The following is a 16,316-nucleotide window of genomic DNA, read 5'->3' as shown; positions in this document are numbered from 1 at the left end:
CCCCAACGCCGCGCCCTTACCACACCACCCGTAGGGGCCACCGCCCACGTCCCCTATCCCCGCTCCGCCGCATCGTCCGCGCGGCTGATCCGGCGGGGAATCCGCATGTCATAGCCTTTCGACGTGCACAACGAGGTTCCCGCCGAGGGCAGTGCCCTCCCCCGCCCCGCCCGGCACGCGCTCACCGCCGGGTTGTGCGCGGCGCTGCTGCTCGTGTGGTTGCTGGACCTGGAGTCCTCCGACGGCATCCGCGACGGGGACAACAACTGGATCCCGCCGCTGGTCGCCGGAGCCCTCGCGGCGCTGCTGCTGTTCATCCCCGACCGGTTCCTCTCGCTGAACCGGCGTTCCTGGATCGCCGCGGTCGGCTCGCTGGCGCTGACCGCCACGATGCTGCTGACGACCGAGGTCGAGGGCAACTGGGGCGTGCTGGAATCGATCTGCCTGCTGATCCTGCTCGGCCGGGCGTGCCGGCAGATCCCGGTACCGCTGGTCGCGCTGCCGCTCGGCCTCGCCGTGATCACCGGACCTGCGCGGACCTTCGGCTGGGAACCGGAGGAGTTCACCTCCGTGCTCACCTTCTCGTTCCTGCTCACCTTCGCCACAGGCGGCGTGATCGGCCTGGGCTGCTACCTGCGCGTCCTCGACTCCCGCCGGGCCCGCGCGGTGGAGTCGGTGCGTCAGGGCGAACGCCTGGAACTGGCGCGCGACCTGCACGACTTCGTCGCCCACCACGTCACCGGGATCGTGGTGCAGGCCAACGCGGCGCGCGCCATCCGCGACACGGCACCCGAGAAGATCAACTCCATCCTGAGCGACATCCACGACGCGGGAACCGAGACGCTCGATTCGATGCGGCGGCTGGTCCGGGTGCTGCGGGAGGTCGACGGCCCGCCCCGGCGCCACGGCGAGCTGTTCAGCGAGATCGCCGCGCTGGTCAGCGATTTCTGCAGCGGCGAGGACCAGCGCGCGACGCTGTCGGTCGCCGCCGCCGCTCGCAGCGCTCGGCTCGCTCCCGAGGTGGAGACCTCCGTGCACCGGCTGGTGCAGGAGTCGCTGACCAACGCGCGGCGGCACGCCCCCGGCGCGGTGGTGTCGGTGCGGATCGACCTGACCGGCGACCGGCTGCGCGTGGAGGTCGCCAACACCCAGCCGGTCGAGCGGGCCGCGCTGCCCGTGGGCGGCCACGGCGGGTTCGGCGTCGTCGGACTTCGCGAACGGGTGTCCGCCGTGGACGGCACGATGGAGGCGGGCGCCACGCCCGACGGCGGATGGCGCATCGCCGCCGACTTCCCGGTTCTGGGCGTGCCAGACTCTTCGGCGTGAGCGACACCCCGACACGAGTGCTCATCGCCGACGACCAGCGGTTGGTGCGCAGCGGTTTCCGGATGATCCTCGACGCCCGGCCGGACATCGAGGTGGTCGGCGAGGCCGCCGACGGCGCCGAGTGCGTCGACCTGGCCAGGCGGCTCCGCCCGGACGTCTGCCTGGTCGACATCCGGATGCCCGAGCTCGACGGACTCGAGGTGACCCGGGTCCTGGCCGGCCCGGCGACCACCGAACCGATGCGCGTGGTGGTGGTGACCACCTTCGACCAGGACGACTACGTGCACGCGGCGTTGCGCAACGGGGCCTGCGGGTTCCTGCTCAAGGACGCCAGCCCGGCGCTGCTGGTCGAAGCCGTGGAGGCCGCGCACCGCGGGGACGCGCTGATCTCACCGGCGGTGACGGTCCGGCTGCTGCACCGGCTGGAAACCCAGGAGGCATCGGATCAGACGCGGACGCCGCCCGCGGTGCTGTCCGAGCGCGAACTGGGCGTGGCGCGGCTGGTGGCGGTGGGCCGCACCAACCAGGAGATCTGCGCCGAGCTGTACCTCTCGCTCGGGACGGTCAAGACCCACCTGACCAACATCCAGTCCAAGCTGGGGACGCGCAACCGGGTGGAGATCGCGGCGTGGGCGTGGTCGACCGGTGCCGTCACCGCCGACCAGACCGGCTGAGACCTCGGACGACCGGCCGGGTTCGGGATTCCGGACTTTCGGCCGATGGAGATCGGCCCGCAGGCCGAGGCGGAGAGCTGCGCCCGCGGTGCACCGTAGAGGTCATGAGCACCTCAGGAAGCGAATCCGCTCGGGCGGTCGTGGCCCGAACCTCCCCCGATCCACACCCTTTCCGCCCTCCCACCGGTAGCGGCCGAGCGGCTCCGCGCCGGGTCACCGAGTGGGACGCTCTCCGCGGTTTCGCGCTCTGCGGGATCCTGCTCGTCAACATCCCGCAGATCACCCGCATGGCCCACGGCTCCGAGTACGGCGCGTCGAACCTCATCTCGAACGGCCTCGGGATGCTGGTGGAGCAGCACTTCTACCCGATGTTCGCGTTCCTGTTCGGACTGAGCTTCTCGCTGTTCCTGGACGGCGCCCAGCAGCGCTCCCGCCGTCCCCGCCTGATGCTGGCGCGCAGGCTGCTCGTCCTCGGGCTTCTCGGCGCGGCCCACCACGTGCTGCAGCCCGGCGAAGCGCTGCTGCCCTACGCGATCTTCGGGCTGCTGGTCCTGCTGCCCGCGTCGTGGTTGCCGACCGGGGTGCTGGTTCCTGCGAGCGTTCTCGCCGCCATCGCCGGGTTCACCGTGGTGTCGGGCGGGATGTTCAGCATCCCGGGGCTGTTCCTGCTGGGACTGGCGTGCGCCCGGACCGGGATCGCGCGGACGGTCCACCGCCGTCCCGGACAACTCGCCGCGGTGCTGGCCATCGCGGTGCTGCTGAGCGTGCCCGCCGTCTGGGCGCAGCTGGTGTACCCGCCGGACGGTCCGCTGACGACCCGCATCACGGCGGCGGCCGGTGCACTCGGCGCCGTCGCCTACGCCTCGGCGTTCCTGCTCGTGCTCCGCACGAGGGTCGGACGACCGCTGGCGGCGCTGCTGGAACCGCTCGGCAGGATGGCGCTGACGAACTACCTCACCGCCACGCTCCTGGTCGTCGCAGCGGCCGGTCCGCTGGGCCTCCGCGAATCCAGCGACTGGACCACCGCGCTGCTGCTGGCGCTGATCGTCCTCGCGGTCCAGGCCGCCTTCAGCCACTGGTGGCTGGGCCACTTCCGGTACGGCCCCGCGGAGTGGGCGCTGCGCAGCGCGACCTGGTGGAAGGTCATGCCGCTGCGCAGCGCGCCCGCGTAGGTCCGCGCCTCACTCCTCGCGCACGAACCGCAGGTAGCGGGCTGCCGAGCGCTGGACGATCTCGTGGGCTCCGGTGGGGATCACCGTGTCCCACCAGGCCCCGTGCAGGGAGTCGAAGGTGAGCTCGTCGAGGAGCTCGGCGGCCCGCCGGACCACGCTGGGTCGTTCCGGGATGAGGTTCGGGTAGCTGTACATGAAACCGACGTGCGTGCGGTCCGGGATGACCTGGACGATGTCGCCGCTGAACAGCGAACCCTTCCCGGAGGCGCTGTGCAGGACCGTGCCGCCCGCGAAGTGGACGCCGAGGTTGATCAGCGTCAGACCGGGGAGGATCTCGTGGGTCGTGCCGTTCCAGAACCGGATCGCCGGGTCCGGGCGGCCGACCCACTGCCGGTCGGCCTCGTGCAGGTGGATGGGCACGTCGAAGGTGCGGGCCCACTCGATCATCGTCGTGTAGTAGTGCGGGTGGCTGATGGCGATGCCGATCAGACCGCCCGCGTCGTCGATGGCGCTGACGATCTCGTCGTCCAGGTAGGCGGTGCAGTCCCAGAGGACGTTGCCCGCGCCGGTGCGCACCAGCAGCGCGCGCTGACCGATGGCGAACTTCGGTTCGCAGCCGATGCCGAGCACGCCGCCCTCGTCGCGCAGCACGGCGCTGCGCTCCGCGCGGAGGGCGTCCAGGTCGGTCCACTGCTGGCCTTCGCGCGGGACCCACTGGCGCTCGTCCTCGCAGATCGGGCAGTCCTCGCGGGCCTCGGCGTACTGCATCCCGCAGGTCGCGCAGATCGGCAGCCCCATGTCGTCCCTCCCCGGTGTCGGCGCCCGGACCAAACTACCGCTGGTCGCTGTCGGAGGTGAGGCGGACAATGCGGGCATGTGCCGCAGCATCAAGACCCTCCGCCCGCCCTACGCCGAGCAGGTCACCGACGCCGACGTCCGGGCGGCCGCCCTGCAGTACGTCCGCAAGATCTCCGGGTTCCGGGCGCCGGCCGCCCACAACGCCGAGAGCTTCGACCAGGCGGTGGACGAGATCGAACGGGCCACCGCGAAGCTCCTCGGCTCATTGCAGGTCAGAGGCCACTAGATCACTTCCCGTGGCAGTCGGCGCCGGTCGAGCGCGGAACGTCGAGGGTGGGGTTGCGGTCGAAGAAGCCCACCGGCGTGAGCGTGAACCCCGCGCGGTCGACGGGCATGACCGGCCAGTCCTCGGGCCGCGGGAAGTGGGTGAGCCCGAAGGTGTGCCAGACGACGATGTCCTGGCCGTCGATGTCGCGGTCCTCCGCCGTCCAGGCCGGTAGGCCTGCGCCTCCGGGGTTCTGGTTGACCAGGTCGCCGGCCGGGTAGCGCTGCTCGGGGTGGTAGCGGGTGACCCACAGGTGCTTGGTCGCGAAGGTTCCCCGGGCGTGCACCGAGGCGGACTCGTCGGCGAGCATGACCGGCCGGCCTTCGGGGTGCAGGACGTAGGAGACGTTGTCGCCGTAGCGGTTCTGGCTGCCGGGGTTGACGATGTGCCAGGTCCGGGCCCGGGAGTTGTCGGCGAGCCGGGCGGCCCGGCTCTCGGTGCTCAGCCGGGTCCTCTTGGCCCGGAACCCGTTCCCGAACGGGTTGGTCTCACTGACCGGGACGCGTTCGGCCTCGACCTCCTCCACGGCGTTGTGCCGGCCGTCCACGGCCACGTCGAGCCGGGCGCAGAACAAGTGCTGGTGGAACGGGGCGCCCAGGCCAGGGGCGATCTGGGTGGCGTGCTCGTGGCCCTCGTCGGGGTAGGCGGCGGTGAAGGTGATGCCGGTGGCCTTACACTCCAGCTGGATGGTGCCGTCGAGGTAGAAGTACCAGTAGAAGCCGTAGTCGTAGTTGCCGACGGTGGTGAAGAACGAGATCACCAGCCGGCGCTGCCGCCGGGTCTCCTGCGAGCCGGTGAACACGTCGGTGTGCTTCCAGAGCACTCCGCAGTCCTCTTCGTGCATGCAGATGCCGTTGCGGATGGTGCGCGGCCTGCCGAAGTCGTCGGCCACCACCGCGTCGAAGTAGTGGATCTCGCCGAGGCAGTCGCAGCCCAGTTCCAACGAGTTGGTGTAGCGGGCGAACATGTACTCGCCGCAGTCGAAGTAGTTCTGCCAGAACCGCACCGGCGACGGGTCGGCGTAGGGCACCACCATCTCGGCGATCGATGCGCGGTGCAGCACCTGCCGCTGGTGGAACGAGACCTGGTGCAGGGTGAGCCCTTCGCGCTCGTTGAAACCGAGTCGCAGGTCCCAGTTCTCCCAGCGCACGCGGTGGCCCTCGACGCTGAAGCTGGGTCCTTCGGGCTGGGTGATCTCGATGGGTCGCAGGCTCGTGCGGGCCGGCCCGGTGACGTCGGGGTCGTCGAAGTTGCCGGATTCTTGCGGGACCGGGAGTTCGCGGTGGTCGATGACGCGGGTGACCTCGCGGTTGGTGAGGTCGATGTAGGCGCACAGCCCGTCCACCGGGTGCGCCCACGGGTGGTCCGCCGGGTGGAACTGCTGGAAGCCCAGCGACCGGATGATGCGCTCGCCCCGCTCCCCCGGCTCGTCGTAGACGCCCGCCGACAGCGGCGCCGCGCGCACCGTGGCCGGGTCGATGCCGCGCTTGCGCAACGCCGATGTCCAGCGCTCGTCGGCGTTGACGATCTCCTCGACCAGCTCGAACTCGGTGTCGATGATCGGCGGCTGCCCGTCCACCGCCGGGTCCAGCCGGCGCGCGGAGTCCACAGTGGAGCGAGTGGCGGAGACGACGGTGTCGTGCGAGACGCCGGTGGCCAGGTCCAGCAGCACCGCCCGGAACCGGCGGTCCGCGTCCTGGCCGGGTCGGTGGGCGAGCACCGCTTCCCTGTCGGGCTCTTCGAGCGCGACGAAGGTGAACCGGACGCTCTCGCCGAGCAGCCCGGCGTCGTCGAGCGCCGCTCGGACCACGGTCACCTCCTCGGCGGTCATCGGGTCCAGCGGGTGCGTGGTCGTCGTGGCGGGCTGTTCCGCGATGGTCATGCTTCCCTCCCCAGAGCGGCCGGCGGTCCGGCGGCGGCAGGCCACCACCAGCATGGCGCTCGTGGCCCACGCAGGCGAGGCCGATCCCCCGATGAGCGGGCCGCCACTTCGCCTCGCGCGTGCGAGGTGCGAGGCTGGCTCCGTCGCCCACGACGGGAGGAGCGGGTATGTCCGGGCTGCTGGCCGGGTTGGAAGACCGCATCGCAGGTGTCCGCGAGCTCTACGAGGACCTGCACCGAAACCCGGAGCTGTCGTTCCAGGAGGAGCGCACCGCCGGGGTGCTGGCGCAGCGCCTGCGGACCGCCGGCTACGAGGTGACCAGCGGGGTCGGCGGGACCGGCGTCGTGGGCGTGCTGCGCAACGGCGACGGGCCGGGCGTGCTGCTGCGGGCGGACATGGACGCGCTGCCGGTGCGCGAGGTCGAGCAGGTCCCCTACCGCAGCACGGCCGTCGGCGTCGATGCCGACGGCAACGAGTCACCCGTGATGCACGCCTGCGGGCACGACGCGCACATGGCGGCGCTGATCGGTGCGGCCCAGCAGCTGGCCGCGCGGCGAGACGCCTGGTCGGGAACGGTTCTGGCGGTGTGCCAACCCGCCGAGGAGGTCGGCGGCGGAGCCCAGGCGATGATCGACGACGGCTTCCTGGACCGCTTCCCCACCTTCGACGTGGCCCTGGGCCAGCACATCGCCTCGGCCCCGAGCGGACACCTCTACATGCGGCCCGGGGTGTTCATGGCCGCCGCCGACAGCCTGCGGGTCACGGTGCACGGCCGGGGCGGGCACGGCGCGCAGCCGCAGGCCACGGTCGATCCGATCGTCATCGCCTCCTCGATCGTGCTGCGGTTGCAGACCGTGGTGGCGCGGGAGATCTCCCCCGAGGACGTCGCGGTGGTGACCGTGGCCGCCGTGCACGCGGGCGGCAAGGAGAACGTCATCCCCGCAACCGCCGAGCTCAAGCTCAACGTGCGCACCTTCGACCCGGAGGTGCGGGAGACCGTCCTGGCGGCCATCGGCCGCATCGTCCGCCACGAGGCCGCCGCGGCGGGCGCGCCCCGCGAACCCGACGTCGAGCCGATCAACGCGTTCCCGCTGCTGGTCAACGACGTCGACGCCGCGCTCCGGGTTTCCGGCGCCTTCGCCGGGGAATTCGGTGACGAGTTCGTGCACACGCCGCAGGCGAAGGCCGGCAGCGAGGACTTCGGCGCGTTCGGCACCGCGGCCGGGGTGCCGTCGGTGTTCTGGAACTTCGGCGGCTTCGACCCCGCGCTCTACGCCGATCCGGCGAAGCCGAACGCGGCGGTGGCGGCCGGCAAGGCGCCCGGCAACCACTCGCCCGAGTTCGTGCCGACCGGCCTGGACCCCACCCTGCTGCGCGCGTCGTCCGCCCTGGTCACCGCGGCCGCGCTCTGGCTCGGCTGACGTCTCCGGTTGCGGCCGATGTCCACCTCCAACGGCTGATCAACTCGGCGAGGGGCGGTTGTCGAAGAGCGCCAGCGCAGCGGCGGTGTTGGAGGCCGGGACGTGGTAGGTGTCGTGCACGCGGTGGACCTGCTGGGACAGGGCGCCGCGCATGATCAGCCACATGACCAGCTCGAAGCCCTCGGAACCGGCCTCGCGGACGTAGTCGGCGCGGGACAGGCCCGCCAGGTGCTCGGGATCGGTCTCGATCTCGCGCAGGAACATCCGGTCGAACTCGGGGTTGATGAACCCGGCTCGCGCCCCGGCCAGCTGGTGCGACATCCCACCGGTGCCGAAGATCGCGACCGTGACGTCCGGCGGGTAGGCCCGCAGGGCGCGGCCGATCGCCTCGCCCAGGGCGTAGCAGCGGGCGGCCGTGGGCTGCGGGTACTGGATGACGTTGACCAGCAGCGGAACCACCGCGCACGGCCACTGCTCGCCCGGGTCGGGGCAGTACACCGACAGCGGGACGGTGCAGCCGTGGTCGACGTCGAGGCTCTGCAGCGCGGTCATGTCGAAGCCGTCGTCGACGAGGCTTTCCAGCAGGTGCAGCGACAGCTCCGGGGCACCGGCGACGTCGGGCACCGGCCGCGGGCCGAAGCCCTCGTCGGCGACCCGGTAGGTCTCGGCGGTGCCGATGGCGAAGGTCGGCACCACGTCGAGGTCGAGTGCGTTGGCGTGGTCGTTGTAGATCACCAGCGCCACGTCCGGGGTGCGCTCGGCCATCCACTCGCGGGCCGGGCGGTAGCCGTCGAAGAGCGGTTTCCAGTACGGGTCCTGGGTCTTGCCGCCGTCCATGGCGGCGCCGATCGAGGGCACGTGGGAGGTCGCCAAACCCCAGATCACCTCAGCCACCGGTCCTCCCGCCTGCGCGCATCATGGCCACGAACTCCTGCTCGGTCATCCCGGTGAACGCACCGCCGAGGTGCTGCATGGACTTGCCGTCGACCATCGCGAGCTTGAAGACGTAGAAGATGCTGCCGCCCTCCTCGCACAGCGCCTGCCAGTCGCGGTCGAGGACGGCGTCGCGCTGGGAGCCGGTGAGGCCGAACTCGTCGCAGTAGGCGGGCTCGTCGGCGAGGAACCGCTGCCGAGCGGCGGGGTCGCGGAAGGTCATGAGCATCTTGTTGAGCCGGTACCCGCGGCGGGCCGCGTGCCCGTTGAAGACGAACGTTCCCGGTATGTCGTCCATCTCGGTCATGCGCCGCTCTCCTGCGGGTGGGTGGCCAGGGCTTCGACCGTGACGTCGAGCCACGGCGACAGGGGCAGCGACATCAACGCCTCGTGCAGCTGCGCGGGGTCGTCGGCTTCGTAGAGGCCGACGGTGGCGTTGCGGCCCGGCACCCGCCACAGGCGCTTGAGGATTCCCCGCTCGCGCAGGTGCATCGCGCGGGCGCGTTCGGCGGCCTTGAGCTCGGCGCGTCGTTCCTCGGGGGTGTCCGGCGGAAGCCGGTTCTCGGAGCGGACCAGGAATTCCACGGGTTCTCCCGTCAGTTCCGGGCGATTGCGATGAGCGCATCGGCGAGTTCGGCGGGGGCGGTGACCATGGCTTCGTGGCCGGTCTTGAGCTCGTGCACCGGCCAGCCCCTGGCGTGCGCGCGGGCGGCGTGCGCGCGGAAGACCCGCATCCAGTCGACGCATTCGACGAACACCGCGGGCACGTCCGCCTCGGCTCCGGTCAGGCGCAGCGGGTCGGTGTACGTCTTCCAGGGGTGCGGGGTGAGCTTCGGGGTGAGCCAGTCGATGTCGTCGGGTTTGCTGACGCCGAGCACGGACAGGGAGCGAGGGGGAACCATCCAGCCGAAGCCGTCGGTGATGGCCGATTCGGCCCAGTGGTGGCGCACCTGGTCGGGCAGCAGATCGCCGGCCGCCTCGCCGTCGGAGCCGACGAACGCGTCGAGGTACACCCTGCGGGTCACCACCTCGGGCCTGCGGTCGGCGACGGCGCTGACGAGCTGACCGGCGTAGCTGTGCCCGACCAGCACCACGTCGCGCAGCCCGAGCACGTCGAGGTGGCGCACGACGTCCTCGGTGTGGGTGTCCAGCCCGACCTGCGGCGAGAGCAGGTGGGAGCGCTCGGAGAGCCCGGTCAGCGTCGGCGCGTGCACCTCGTGCCCGGCGGCCCGCAGCAGCGGTGCGACCCGGTCCCAACACCAACCGCCGTGCCACGCCCCGTGCACCAGCACGAAAGTTCCGTCCATGTCCCGGAGTTCTCCCCTACCAGTCGGATGCCCGCTCTGCCCACGAACCTACGAACCCGCCCGCTCCCGCAGATCCGACCGCTGACGGCACAGCACCCGCCGCGAGGCACCGACCGGACCGAGACATCCGTCCCTTCCCAGCCCGAGTCAGGTGGGCGGGGAGACCAGTCCCTCCCGGATGGCGAGGAGGGCTGCTTGGGTCCGGGAGGAGAGCTGGAGCTTGCCGAGGAGGTTGCTGACGTGGGTGCGGGCGGTGCGTTCGCTGATGACCAGGCGTTCGGCGATCTCGCGGTTGCACAGGCCCTGGGCCACCAGGACCAGGATTTCGCGCTCCCGGCTGGTCAGCGAGGTGAGGCCGGTCTTGGGTGCCGCCATGCGGCGGGCGAGCAGGCGGGCCACGGCCGAGTCGAGGTGGACCTCGCCGGTTGCGGCGGCGTGGATGGCGGTGGCGACCTCGTCGGTGTCGGCGTCCTTGAGGACGTAGCCGGCGGCACCGGCGGTCAGCGCGGCGTGCACGCGTTCGGCCTCGCCGAAGCTGGTCAGCACCACCACTTTGAGCTCGGGATGCGCCCGGACGATGGCCTGGGTGGCTTCGACGCCGTCCATCTTCGGCATCTGCAGATCCATCAGCACCACGTGGGGCATGCGGGCTCCGGTGACGTGCCACTGGGTCAGCCGGGCCACGGCGTCCTGCCCGTCGACCGCCTCACCCAGCATCTCCAGGGTGGGTTCGGCGTCGAGGTAGGCGCGCAGGCCCCGGCGGACGATCGCGTGGTCGTCGACCACCAGCACGCGCACCACATCGGTCGCGATCATCTCGGTCACCACTTCCTCCCTCGGGGACTTCTCAGCGGCTCGAGGTGGCGGGCAGGGCGACTTCGACCGCCCAACCCCCACCGGGTTTGCCTCCTGCGACGAGCCCGCCGCGCCACCGCTCGGCGCGTTCTCGCATCGACACCAGGCCGAGGTTCTCGCCGCTGCCGGCATCGGCGGTGGCGCCGGTGCCGTCGTCGGTGATGCGCACGGTCACCCCGCCGCCGTCGCGCCCGGAGCGGCCGAACGCGACGTCGGCCCGTGCGGCGCGGGCGTGCTTGACGACGTTGTGCAGCGCCTCTTGGACGATGCGGTAGAGGTCCTCCTCGACGTCGACGCCCAGGTCCAGCTCCAGACCGTCGTCGGCGTGCACCTCGACGACGAGCCCGCTGCGGGCCTCGACCCCGGCGGCGTAGCTGCGCACGGCGTCGACCAGGCCGCGGTCGGCGAGGTCGAGCGGGTGCAGCTCGAACACCAGCCCGCGCAGGTCGGCCAGCGCGTTGCGCGCCAGGCCCACCATCTCCTCGACGCCCTCGCGCACGTCCGGACCGCCCTCCCGGGTGCGGTCCAGGCGCGAGCGCAGCGCGCGGGCCTGCATGCCCATCGAGAACAGCTGCTGCACGACGGAATCGTGCAGGTCGCGGGCGAGCTTCCGGCGCTCCTCCATCTGGGCGCGGGAGCGGGTCTGGGCCAGCAGCGAGGCGGTTTCGATGGCCACCGCCGCGTGGTCGGCCATCGCCGACAGGAACGCCAGCGAGCTCGGCCCGGGATCGTCGCCGGGCACGTAGTAGGCGTTGATGACGCCGAGTACGCTGCCGCGCACCACGAGCGGCATGGACACGAAACCGTCCCAGTCGGGTTCGCTCATGATCTGCTTGAGCGGCAGCCAGCGCGGATCGTTCATGATCACCCGCTTGCGGTGCAGCACCACCACGGCCTGCCGCTGTTGGAGGGCGTCGATGAACCGCACGTCGGCGCCGAGCCTCCGGCATTCGCTGAGCCGCTCGGTGAATCCGGTGGTGTCGCCGAACCCGGCCATGCCCACCACGCGCAGTTCGTCGCGCGGGTGCTCGATGGTCATGATCTGCACGGCGGAGATGTTGGCGGTCCTCCACACCTCGCGCGCCACGGCGTCGAGGGTGGCGCTCAGCGAGCCGGAGTCGGCGACGCTGGCGGCGGCGCGGGTGATCGCCGAGAGCCGTTCCTGCTCGCGCAGGGTTTCGGTGATGTCGGTGAACCAGACGGCGGCCCGCCCGTCGGGCAGCGCCGAGATCCGGTACTCCAGGCGCTGCCAGCGCCCGTCGCCGCCCTGCCACTCGGTCTGCCTGCGCACGTCCGAGGAGGGTCGCGCGCGACCTGCTTCGAACGGTGAGGGGTGCCCGCGCAAGGCGTCGTCGCCCAGTCCGAGGATGCGATGACCGGCCGCGTTGACCTCGGCGAACCGGCCGTCCTCGTCGAGCACGGCCAGCCCGTCCGCGGAGACGTCGACCAGGGCGCGCACGACCGGCTCGGCGGTGGCACCCGCCAGCGGCGCACGTCCCGGTGGTCGCATGCAGCCTCCTCGCCGTCGCCCACCCTGAATCTAAGGCCCACCGAACGCGCGAAGGCAAGGACGCGTCTTCCAGGCGGAAGGCCGTCTCACTCGGCCGGCGCGGGTTTCACGGCGGTGAGGGCGGTGCGGGTGCGCAGGCCGAGGACGGTGACGAGGGTGACCGCGCACAGCGCCGTCAGGTACAGCGCGAGCGGACCGGACGATCCGGTGGCGGCGTAGAGGGACGTGGCGACGATCGGTGTCAGGGCGCCGCCGATCATGCCGCCCATCTGGTAGGCGATGGAGATGCCGCTGTAGCGGAAGCGGGCGTCGAACAGCTCGGTGAACAGCCCGCCCTGCGCTCCGGACATGATGCCCTGCACGATCGCGGCGACGAAGAACGCGACTCCGGCCGCGACCCAGTTCCCGGTGTCGACCAGCGCGAACATCGGGAAGGGCCAGACCACGGCGGTCAACGCGCCCAGCACGTAGACCTTCTTGGCGCCGTAGCGGTCGGCGGCCACGGCGGCGAACACGATGGCCACGATCCACACCAGCGTCGACAGCAGGATCAGGGTCAGCAGGGTCGGACGGCTGAACCCGGCGGCCTGGGTGCCGTAGTTGAGCATGTAGACGATGACCATGTAGCCGGTGGCCGGCGGGGCGATCGAGGCGAGGCAGGACAGCACGAGGTTGCGGGGTTCCTTGCGCACCAGCTCGCCGAAGGGCATCTTGCTGACGCCCTCCTGCTGCTTGACCTTGGCGAAGTCGTGGGTGTCCTGGAGCCGGGCGCGCACCAGGATTCCCACCACGATCAGCACGATGCTCAGCAGGAACGGGATCCGCCAGCCCCAGGAGTTGAAGCTGTCGTCGGGCATGCCGGACACGGCCAGGAACGCGAGGTTGGAGGTCAGCACGCCGATCGGGACGCCGAACTGGGCGAAGCTGCCGTAGAAGGCGCGCTGGCGGGGTTCGGCGTGCTCGGTGGCGATGAGCACCGCGCCGCCCCACTCGCCTCCGACGGCGAGCCCTTGCAGCAGCCGCAGCCCGACCAGCAGCAGGGGGGCGCCGAGGCCGATGGCGGCGTAGGTGGGCAGCAGCCCGATGCAGAAGGTGGCGCCTCCGGTGATGACCAGGGTGATGACCAGCATCGACTTCCGGCCGAGCCGGTCGCCGAAGTGGCCGAACAGCGCCGCTCCCAGCGGGCGGGCGATGAAGCCCATGGCGAAGGTCCCGAACGCGGCGATGGTCCCGGCGGCCGGGGAGAACTGCGGGTAGAACAGCGTCCCGAACACCAGCGCGGCCGCGGTGCCGAAGATGTAGTAGTCGTACCACTCGATGGACGTGCCGACGAGGCTCGCGGTGAGGATCGTTCGTCTCGACGGGCCTGCGTTGTTGCCTGACTCTGCCACGGCTGCGCACTCCTTCGGACGCGGATGGGCACGACGGGCGCCCGGCACGGGCCGCGGCGGGCCGCCACCGCCATCCAAGTGCTTCCACCTCCGCGGGACGCGGGTCCGGTGTCGCATCCGGTCTGCGCCACCGGACCCGGGACGAATACGTCAAATGTCGCTGCACCGGACACGACGTCCAATGCGGACCGCACGGGCGTGAATCCGGGAACAGTTCACCGGCCACCGGCTGACCGACGGGCTATTTTCGGGGTGGATGCGACGGTGGAGCGACTGGAGGTGGCACCGGATGGAGCAGTCGGAGCGGACCGTGATCGGCGTGCTGGGCCTGGGGGAAGCAGGCGGGGCGTTCAGCGCCGATCTGGCGGCGGCGGGCGCGGTGGTGCGCGGCTACGACCCCGCGGTGACGGCCGGGCCGGACCTCATCGCGGCCACCAGCGAATCCGATGCGGCGACCGGCGCGGATCTGGTGCTCAGCGTGAACCGCTCGGCGGCGGCCGTGGAGGCGATGGAGGCCGGAATCGGCTCGCTCCCGCCGGGTTCGGTGTGGGCCGATCTCAACACGGCGTCGCCGGAGAAGAAGCGGCGGCTGGCCGAGATCGCCGATCAGCACGGGGTGCGGTTCGCCGATGTGGCGATCATGGCGCCCGTTCCCGGGCCGAGGCTCCAGGTCCCGATGCTGGTCAGCGGATCCGGCGCGCAGCGCACGGCCGAGCTGCTGAGCGGCTTCGGCGCGAACGTCGAGGTGCTCGACGGCCCGGCGGGGCTGGCGGCGACCCGGAAGTTGTTGCGCAGCGTCTACTTCAAGGGCATGGCCGCCTCGATCGTCGAGGCCCTGGAGGCCGCCGAGGCCGCCGGTTTCGGGGACCTGCTGCGGGAGAACATCATCGCCGACTTCACCACGGCCGGTGAGTCCACTGTGGAGCGCATCGTCTCCGGCACCTACCAGCACGCGGTGCGCCGCACCGACGAGATGGCCGCGGCCACCGAGATGCTCACCGACCTCGGCGTCACGCCCACCATGGCCGCGGCCAGCCGAGACCTCCACGCCCACCTCGGCGCGTCCCGCCGTTGACGAAACGGCTGCGCTCGGGTTCCGCCACCCGCGCCGCCGAGCAATGTTCTCTCCAACAGCCCCTAGGCCAGCGGCATCCCGCGTCGCATGCGCACGCGCAGGTCCCACAGGAGGAGGTTGAACGGGAAGCGGCGCAGCGGGCGCGGAGTGCGGCCGAGCACCGCGGAGATGACCTCGATGATCCGGTCGAAGCGCGCCTGGTCGCGGGACGTCCAGGGCAGGCGCATCTCCTCGCGGAACCTCGGTGGAAGGAAGCCCGTGGTCAGGAACAGGTTCAAGGGGCCGAACGCGACGTTGAGCGGCTTCGGCAGGAACTTCAGCGCGGCCACGTCGTGCAGGAGCTCCCGCACGGTGTCGTCGATGTGGACCTCGTCGAGCTGGGCGTTCCAGTACCGGTCGAACTCGGCGCGGTCGGCGGGCCACATGTCCTCCCGCACCTGCAGCGTCGTGCCCAGCGGAGCCGAGAAGCGGTAGATCTCGTCGAGCTCGGCGGGATCGGAGATGTCGCGGAACAGCCGGTGGACGTCCTCGATCCCCTTGTACATGCAGGCCGCGACCCACAGCTGGAGCTCCGGGTCGAAGGCGTTGTAGGACACCGGACTCCGCTCGGTGGAGCGGACCTGGGCGTGCTGCGCGTTCACCGCGCGCCGGTACGCCCGGCGTTCCTCGTCGGTGCCGAGGGTGGCCACCGCGATGTAGGTGATCGTGGTGCGGGTGCGCTTGACCGGGCGCTTGAACAGGTTTCCGCTGTCGACCCGGCTCTCCACCACGCCGTACCCGACGCCGGGACGGCTGAGCTGCATGATCACGTTCGCCGCTCCGGCCAGCAGGCCGACTCCCATGACCGAGTCCTCCACGCCGCTGCCGCGTCGCATCGCACGACCTCCGACCAGATCTGGGAACGGTCGTTGTCAAATCCATGAGACGAGTCGCGGTGCGAGATGTCAAGATGGTTCGGTGGCCACCACTCCTCTGCGCGTCTACGGCGGCGTGACGGGTTCGGACCGCCAGGCCGAGCGTCGCGCGTCGTTCATCGAGGCCGGGCTGGAACTCCTCGGTTCCCCCGACGGCGATCCGAGCCTGACGGTGCGCGGGGTCTGCAGGCAGGCAGGACTGGCCAACCGCTACTTCTACGAGAGCTTCGCCGACCGCGACGAGCTCGCCACCGCCGTCTACGACCACGTCGTCAACGAGATCGCCACCACCGCGCTCGACGCGGTGACCGTCGTCGAGGAGCCCGAGAGCAAGGTGCGTTCCGGCCTGACCACGATCGTGCGGCTCATCGTCGACGATCCGCGTCGCGGCCGGCTGCTGTTCTCCCCGTTCCTGGCAGGCACGCCGCTGGCGCACCGGCGGGCCGAGTCGACGCGGCTGTTCACCCAGTTGCTGGGCACGCAGGCGCGCCAGGTCTACGGGGTGCAGGGCGGTGCCCGGCTGGAGCTGCTGTCGAGCTTCCTGGTCGGCGGTCTCGCCCAGACGCTCACCGCGTGGCTCGACGGCGGGCTGAACGCATCGGAATCCGAGATCGTCGAGTGGTGCGGCGAGATCTTCCTGGCCACCTCCGAGTTTCCGCAGTAACCGGTAGTCCCCGCTGACCACCGCGGCGACCCGATCACGGCGGTGGTCACGTCCCAGACGGGAGCCAAT

17 protein-coding genes are annotated in these 16,316 nt (G+C 71.3%); 7 read left to right on the top strand and 10 right to left on the bottom strand.

All coding sequences use genetic code 11. The annotated features are described in order from the left end of the window. The first annotated feature begins 123 nt into the window (after positions 1-123). From AB0J91_RS27505 to AB0J91_RS27495, 3 genes are all read left to right on the top strand, one after another. On the top strand, positions 124-1,326 hold the full coding sequence (locus AB0J91_RS27505; protein ID WP_363874482.1) for a histidine kinase: 1,203 nt from the start codon (positions 124-126) through the stop codon (positions 1,324-1,326). Beyond that, complete coding sequence (locus AB0J91_RS27500; protein ID WP_363874479.1) at positions 1,323-2,000, top strand: response regulator transcription factor; 678 nt, start codon at positions 1,323-1,325, stop codon at positions 1,998-2,000. The genes AB0J91_RS27505 and AB0J91_RS27500 overlap by 4 nt, the downstream gene beginning before the upstream one ends. A gap of 104 nt (positions 2,001-2,104) precedes the next feature. Next, a complete protein-coding gene (locus AB0J91_RS27495; protein WP_363874476.1) occupies positions 2,105-3,172 on the top strand; it encodes a DUF418 domain-containing protein in 1,068 nt (355 codons plus the stop codon). A gap of 9 nt (positions 3,173-3,181) precedes the next feature. On the opposite strand, the gene AB0J91_RS27490 is transcribed toward AB0J91_RS27495, so the two are convergent. Then, complete coding sequence (locus AB0J91_RS27490; protein ID WP_363874473.1) at positions 3,182-3,970, bottom strand: MBL fold metallo-hydrolase; 789 nt, start codon at positions 3,968-3,970, stop codon at positions 3,182-3,184. A gap of 76 nt (positions 3,971-4,046) precedes the next feature. Here AB0J91_RS27490 and AB0J91_RS27485 point away from each other — a divergent pair, with 76 nt between their 5' ends. Then, complete coding sequence (locus AB0J91_RS27485; RefSeq protein ID WP_363874470.1) at positions 4,047-4,256, top strand: DUF2277 domain-containing protein; 210 nt, start codon at positions 4,047-4,049, stop codon at positions 4,254-4,256. 1 nt (position 4,257) lies between these two features. Here the strand turns inward: AB0J91_RS27485 and AB0J91_RS27480 are convergent, their stop codons facing one another. Further along, entirely contained in the window at positions 4,258-6,177 is a 1,920-nt protein-coding gene (locus AB0J91_RS27480) for a primary-amine oxidase (RefSeq protein ID WP_363874467.1), read from the bottom strand. A gap of 167 nt (positions 6,178-6,344) precedes the next feature. Between AB0J91_RS27480 and AB0J91_RS27475 the strand changes: the two genes are divergently transcribed. After that, entirely contained in the window at positions 6,345-7,598 is a 1,254-nt protein-coding gene (locus AB0J91_RS27475) for an amidohydrolase (RefSeq protein WP_363874464.1), read from the top strand. A 39-nt stretch (positions 7,599-7,637) separates the two neighbouring features. Here the strand turns inward: AB0J91_RS27475 and AB0J91_RS27470 are convergent, their stop codons facing one another. The 7 genes from AB0J91_RS27470 to AB0J91_RS27440 form a co-directional block, all read right to left on the bottom strand. Then, complete coding sequence (locus AB0J91_RS27470; RefSeq protein WP_363874461.1) at positions 7,638-8,492, bottom strand: class III extradiol dioxygenase subunit beta; 855 nt, start codon at positions 8,490-8,492, stop codon at positions 7,638-7,640. Continuing rightward, entirely contained in the window at positions 8,485-8,838 is a 354-nt protein-coding gene (gene ligA, locus AB0J91_RS27465; protein ID WP_363874458.1) for a protocatechuate 4,5-dioxygenase subunit alpha, read from the bottom strand. The genes AB0J91_RS27470 and ligA overlap by 8 nt, the downstream gene beginning before the upstream one ends. Next, positions 8,835-9,116 carry a muconolactone Delta-isomerase family protein gene (locus AB0J91_RS27460; protein WP_363874455.1) on the bottom strand — a complete coding sequence of 94 codons (282 nt, stop codon included), beginning with the start codon at positions 9,114-9,116 and terminating at the stop codon, positions 8,835-8,837. Before AB0J91_RS27460 ends, ligA begins: the two co-directional genes overlap by 4 nt. Before the next feature lie 11 nt (positions 9,117-9,127). Continuing rightward, positions 9,128-9,838, bottom strand: a complete 711-nt coding sequence (locus AB0J91_RS27455; protein WP_363874452.1) for an alpha/beta fold hydrolase — start codon at positions 9,836-9,838, stop codon at positions 9,128-9,130. A 147-nt stretch (positions 9,839-9,985) separates the two neighbouring features. After that, positions 9,986-10,654, bottom strand: coding sequence for a response regulator transcription factor (locus tag AB0J91_RS27450; protein ID WP_363788897.1), 669 nt, complete (start codon positions 10,652-10,654; stop codon positions 9,986-9,988). 31 nt (positions 10,655-10,685) lie between these two features. Then, a complete protein-coding gene (locus tag AB0J91_RS27445) occupies positions 10,686-12,203 on the bottom strand; it encodes a histidine kinase (protein WP_363874449.1) in 1,518 nt (505 codons plus the stop codon). 86 nt (positions 12,204-12,289) lie between these two features. Beyond that, positions 12,290-13,594 (bottom strand): MFS transporter, encoded by a 1,305-nt coding sequence (locus AB0J91_RS27440; protein ID WP_363874446.1) that lies wholly within the window; start codon positions 13,592-13,594, stop codon positions 12,290-12,292. A 289-nt stretch (positions 13,595-13,883) separates the two neighbouring features. On the opposite strand from AB0J91_RS27440, the gene AB0J91_RS27435 reads away from it, so the two are divergent. After that, positions 13,884-14,669 carry a DUF1932 domain-containing protein gene (locus AB0J91_RS27435; protein ID WP_363874443.1) on the top strand — a complete coding sequence of 262 codons (786 nt, stop codon included), beginning with the start codon at positions 13,884-13,886 and terminating at the stop codon, positions 14,667-14,669. A 62-nt stretch (positions 14,670-14,731) separates the two neighbouring features. Here AB0J91_RS27435 and AB0J91_RS27430 read toward each other — a convergent pair whose 3' ends face one another. Beyond that, positions 14,732-15,544, bottom strand: coding sequence for an oxygenase MpaB family protein (locus AB0J91_RS27430; RefSeq protein ID WP_363874440.1), 813 nt, complete (start codon positions 15,542-15,544; stop codon positions 14,732-14,734). An 82-nt stretch (positions 15,545-15,626) separates the two neighbouring features. On the opposite strand from AB0J91_RS27430, the gene AB0J91_RS27425 reads away from it, so the two are divergent. Continuing rightward, positions 15,627-16,247, top strand: coding sequence for a TetR/AcrR family transcriptional regulator (locus AB0J91_RS27425; RefSeq protein WP_363874437.1), 621 nt, complete (start codon positions 15,627-15,629; stop codon positions 16,245-16,247). The last annotated feature ends 69 nt before the right edge of the window (positions 16,248-16,316 follow it).

Source organism: Saccharopolyspora sp. NPDC049357 (genome assembly GCF_040677225.1).
Classification (GTDB): domain Bacteria; phylum Actinomycetota; class Actinomycetes; order Mycobacteriales; family Pseudonocardiaceae; genus Saccharopolyspora.
Note: the sequence above shows the minus strand (reverse complement) of the source record. Positions and strands in the feature narration are given on the sequence as shown.

Coding starts and splice junctions, on each gene's coding strand:
- AB0J91_RS27495 (WP_363874476.1), top strand. CDS start 2,105: ATGAGCACCTCAGGAAGCGAATCCGCTCGGGCGGTCGTGGCCCGAACC.
- AB0J91_RS27490 (WP_363874473.1), bottom strand. CDS start 3,970: ATGGGGCTGCCGATCTGCGCGACCTGCGGGATGCAGTACGCCGAGGCC.
- AB0J91_RS27485 (WP_363874470.1), top strand. CDS start 4,047: ATGTGCCGCAGCATCAAGACCCTCCGCCCGCCCTACGCCGAGCAGGTC.
- AB0J91_RS27480 (WP_363874467.1), bottom strand. CDS start 6,177: ATGACCATCGCGGAACAGCCCGCCACGACGACCACGCACCCGCTGGAC.
- AB0J91_RS27475 (WP_363874464.1), top strand. CDS start 6,345: ATGTCCGGGCTGCTGGCCGGGTTGGAAGACCGCATCGCAGGTGTCCGC.
- ligA (WP_363874458.1), bottom strand. CDS start 8,838: ATGACCGAGATGGACGACATACCGGGAACGTTCGTCTTCAACGGGCAC.
- AB0J91_RS27455 (WP_363874452.1), bottom strand. CDS start 9,838: ATGGACGGAACTTTCGTGCTGGTGCACGGGGCGTGGCACGGCGGTTGG.
- AB0J91_RS27450 (WP_363788897.1), bottom strand. CDS start 10,654: ATGATCGCGACCGATGTGGTGCGCGTGCTGGTGGTCGACGACCACGCG.
- AB0J91_RS27445 (WP_363874449.1), bottom strand. CDS start 12,203: ATGCGACCACCGGGACGTGCGCCGCTGGCGGGTGCCACCGCCGAGCCG.
- AB0J91_RS27435 (WP_363874443.1), top strand. CDS start 13,884: ATGGAGCAGTCGGAGCGGACCGTGATCGGCGTGCTGGGCCTGGGGGAA.
- AB0J91_RS27430 (WP_363874440.1), bottom strand. CDS start 15,544: ATGCGACGCGGCAGCGGCGTGGAGGACTCGGTCATGGGAGTCGGCCTG.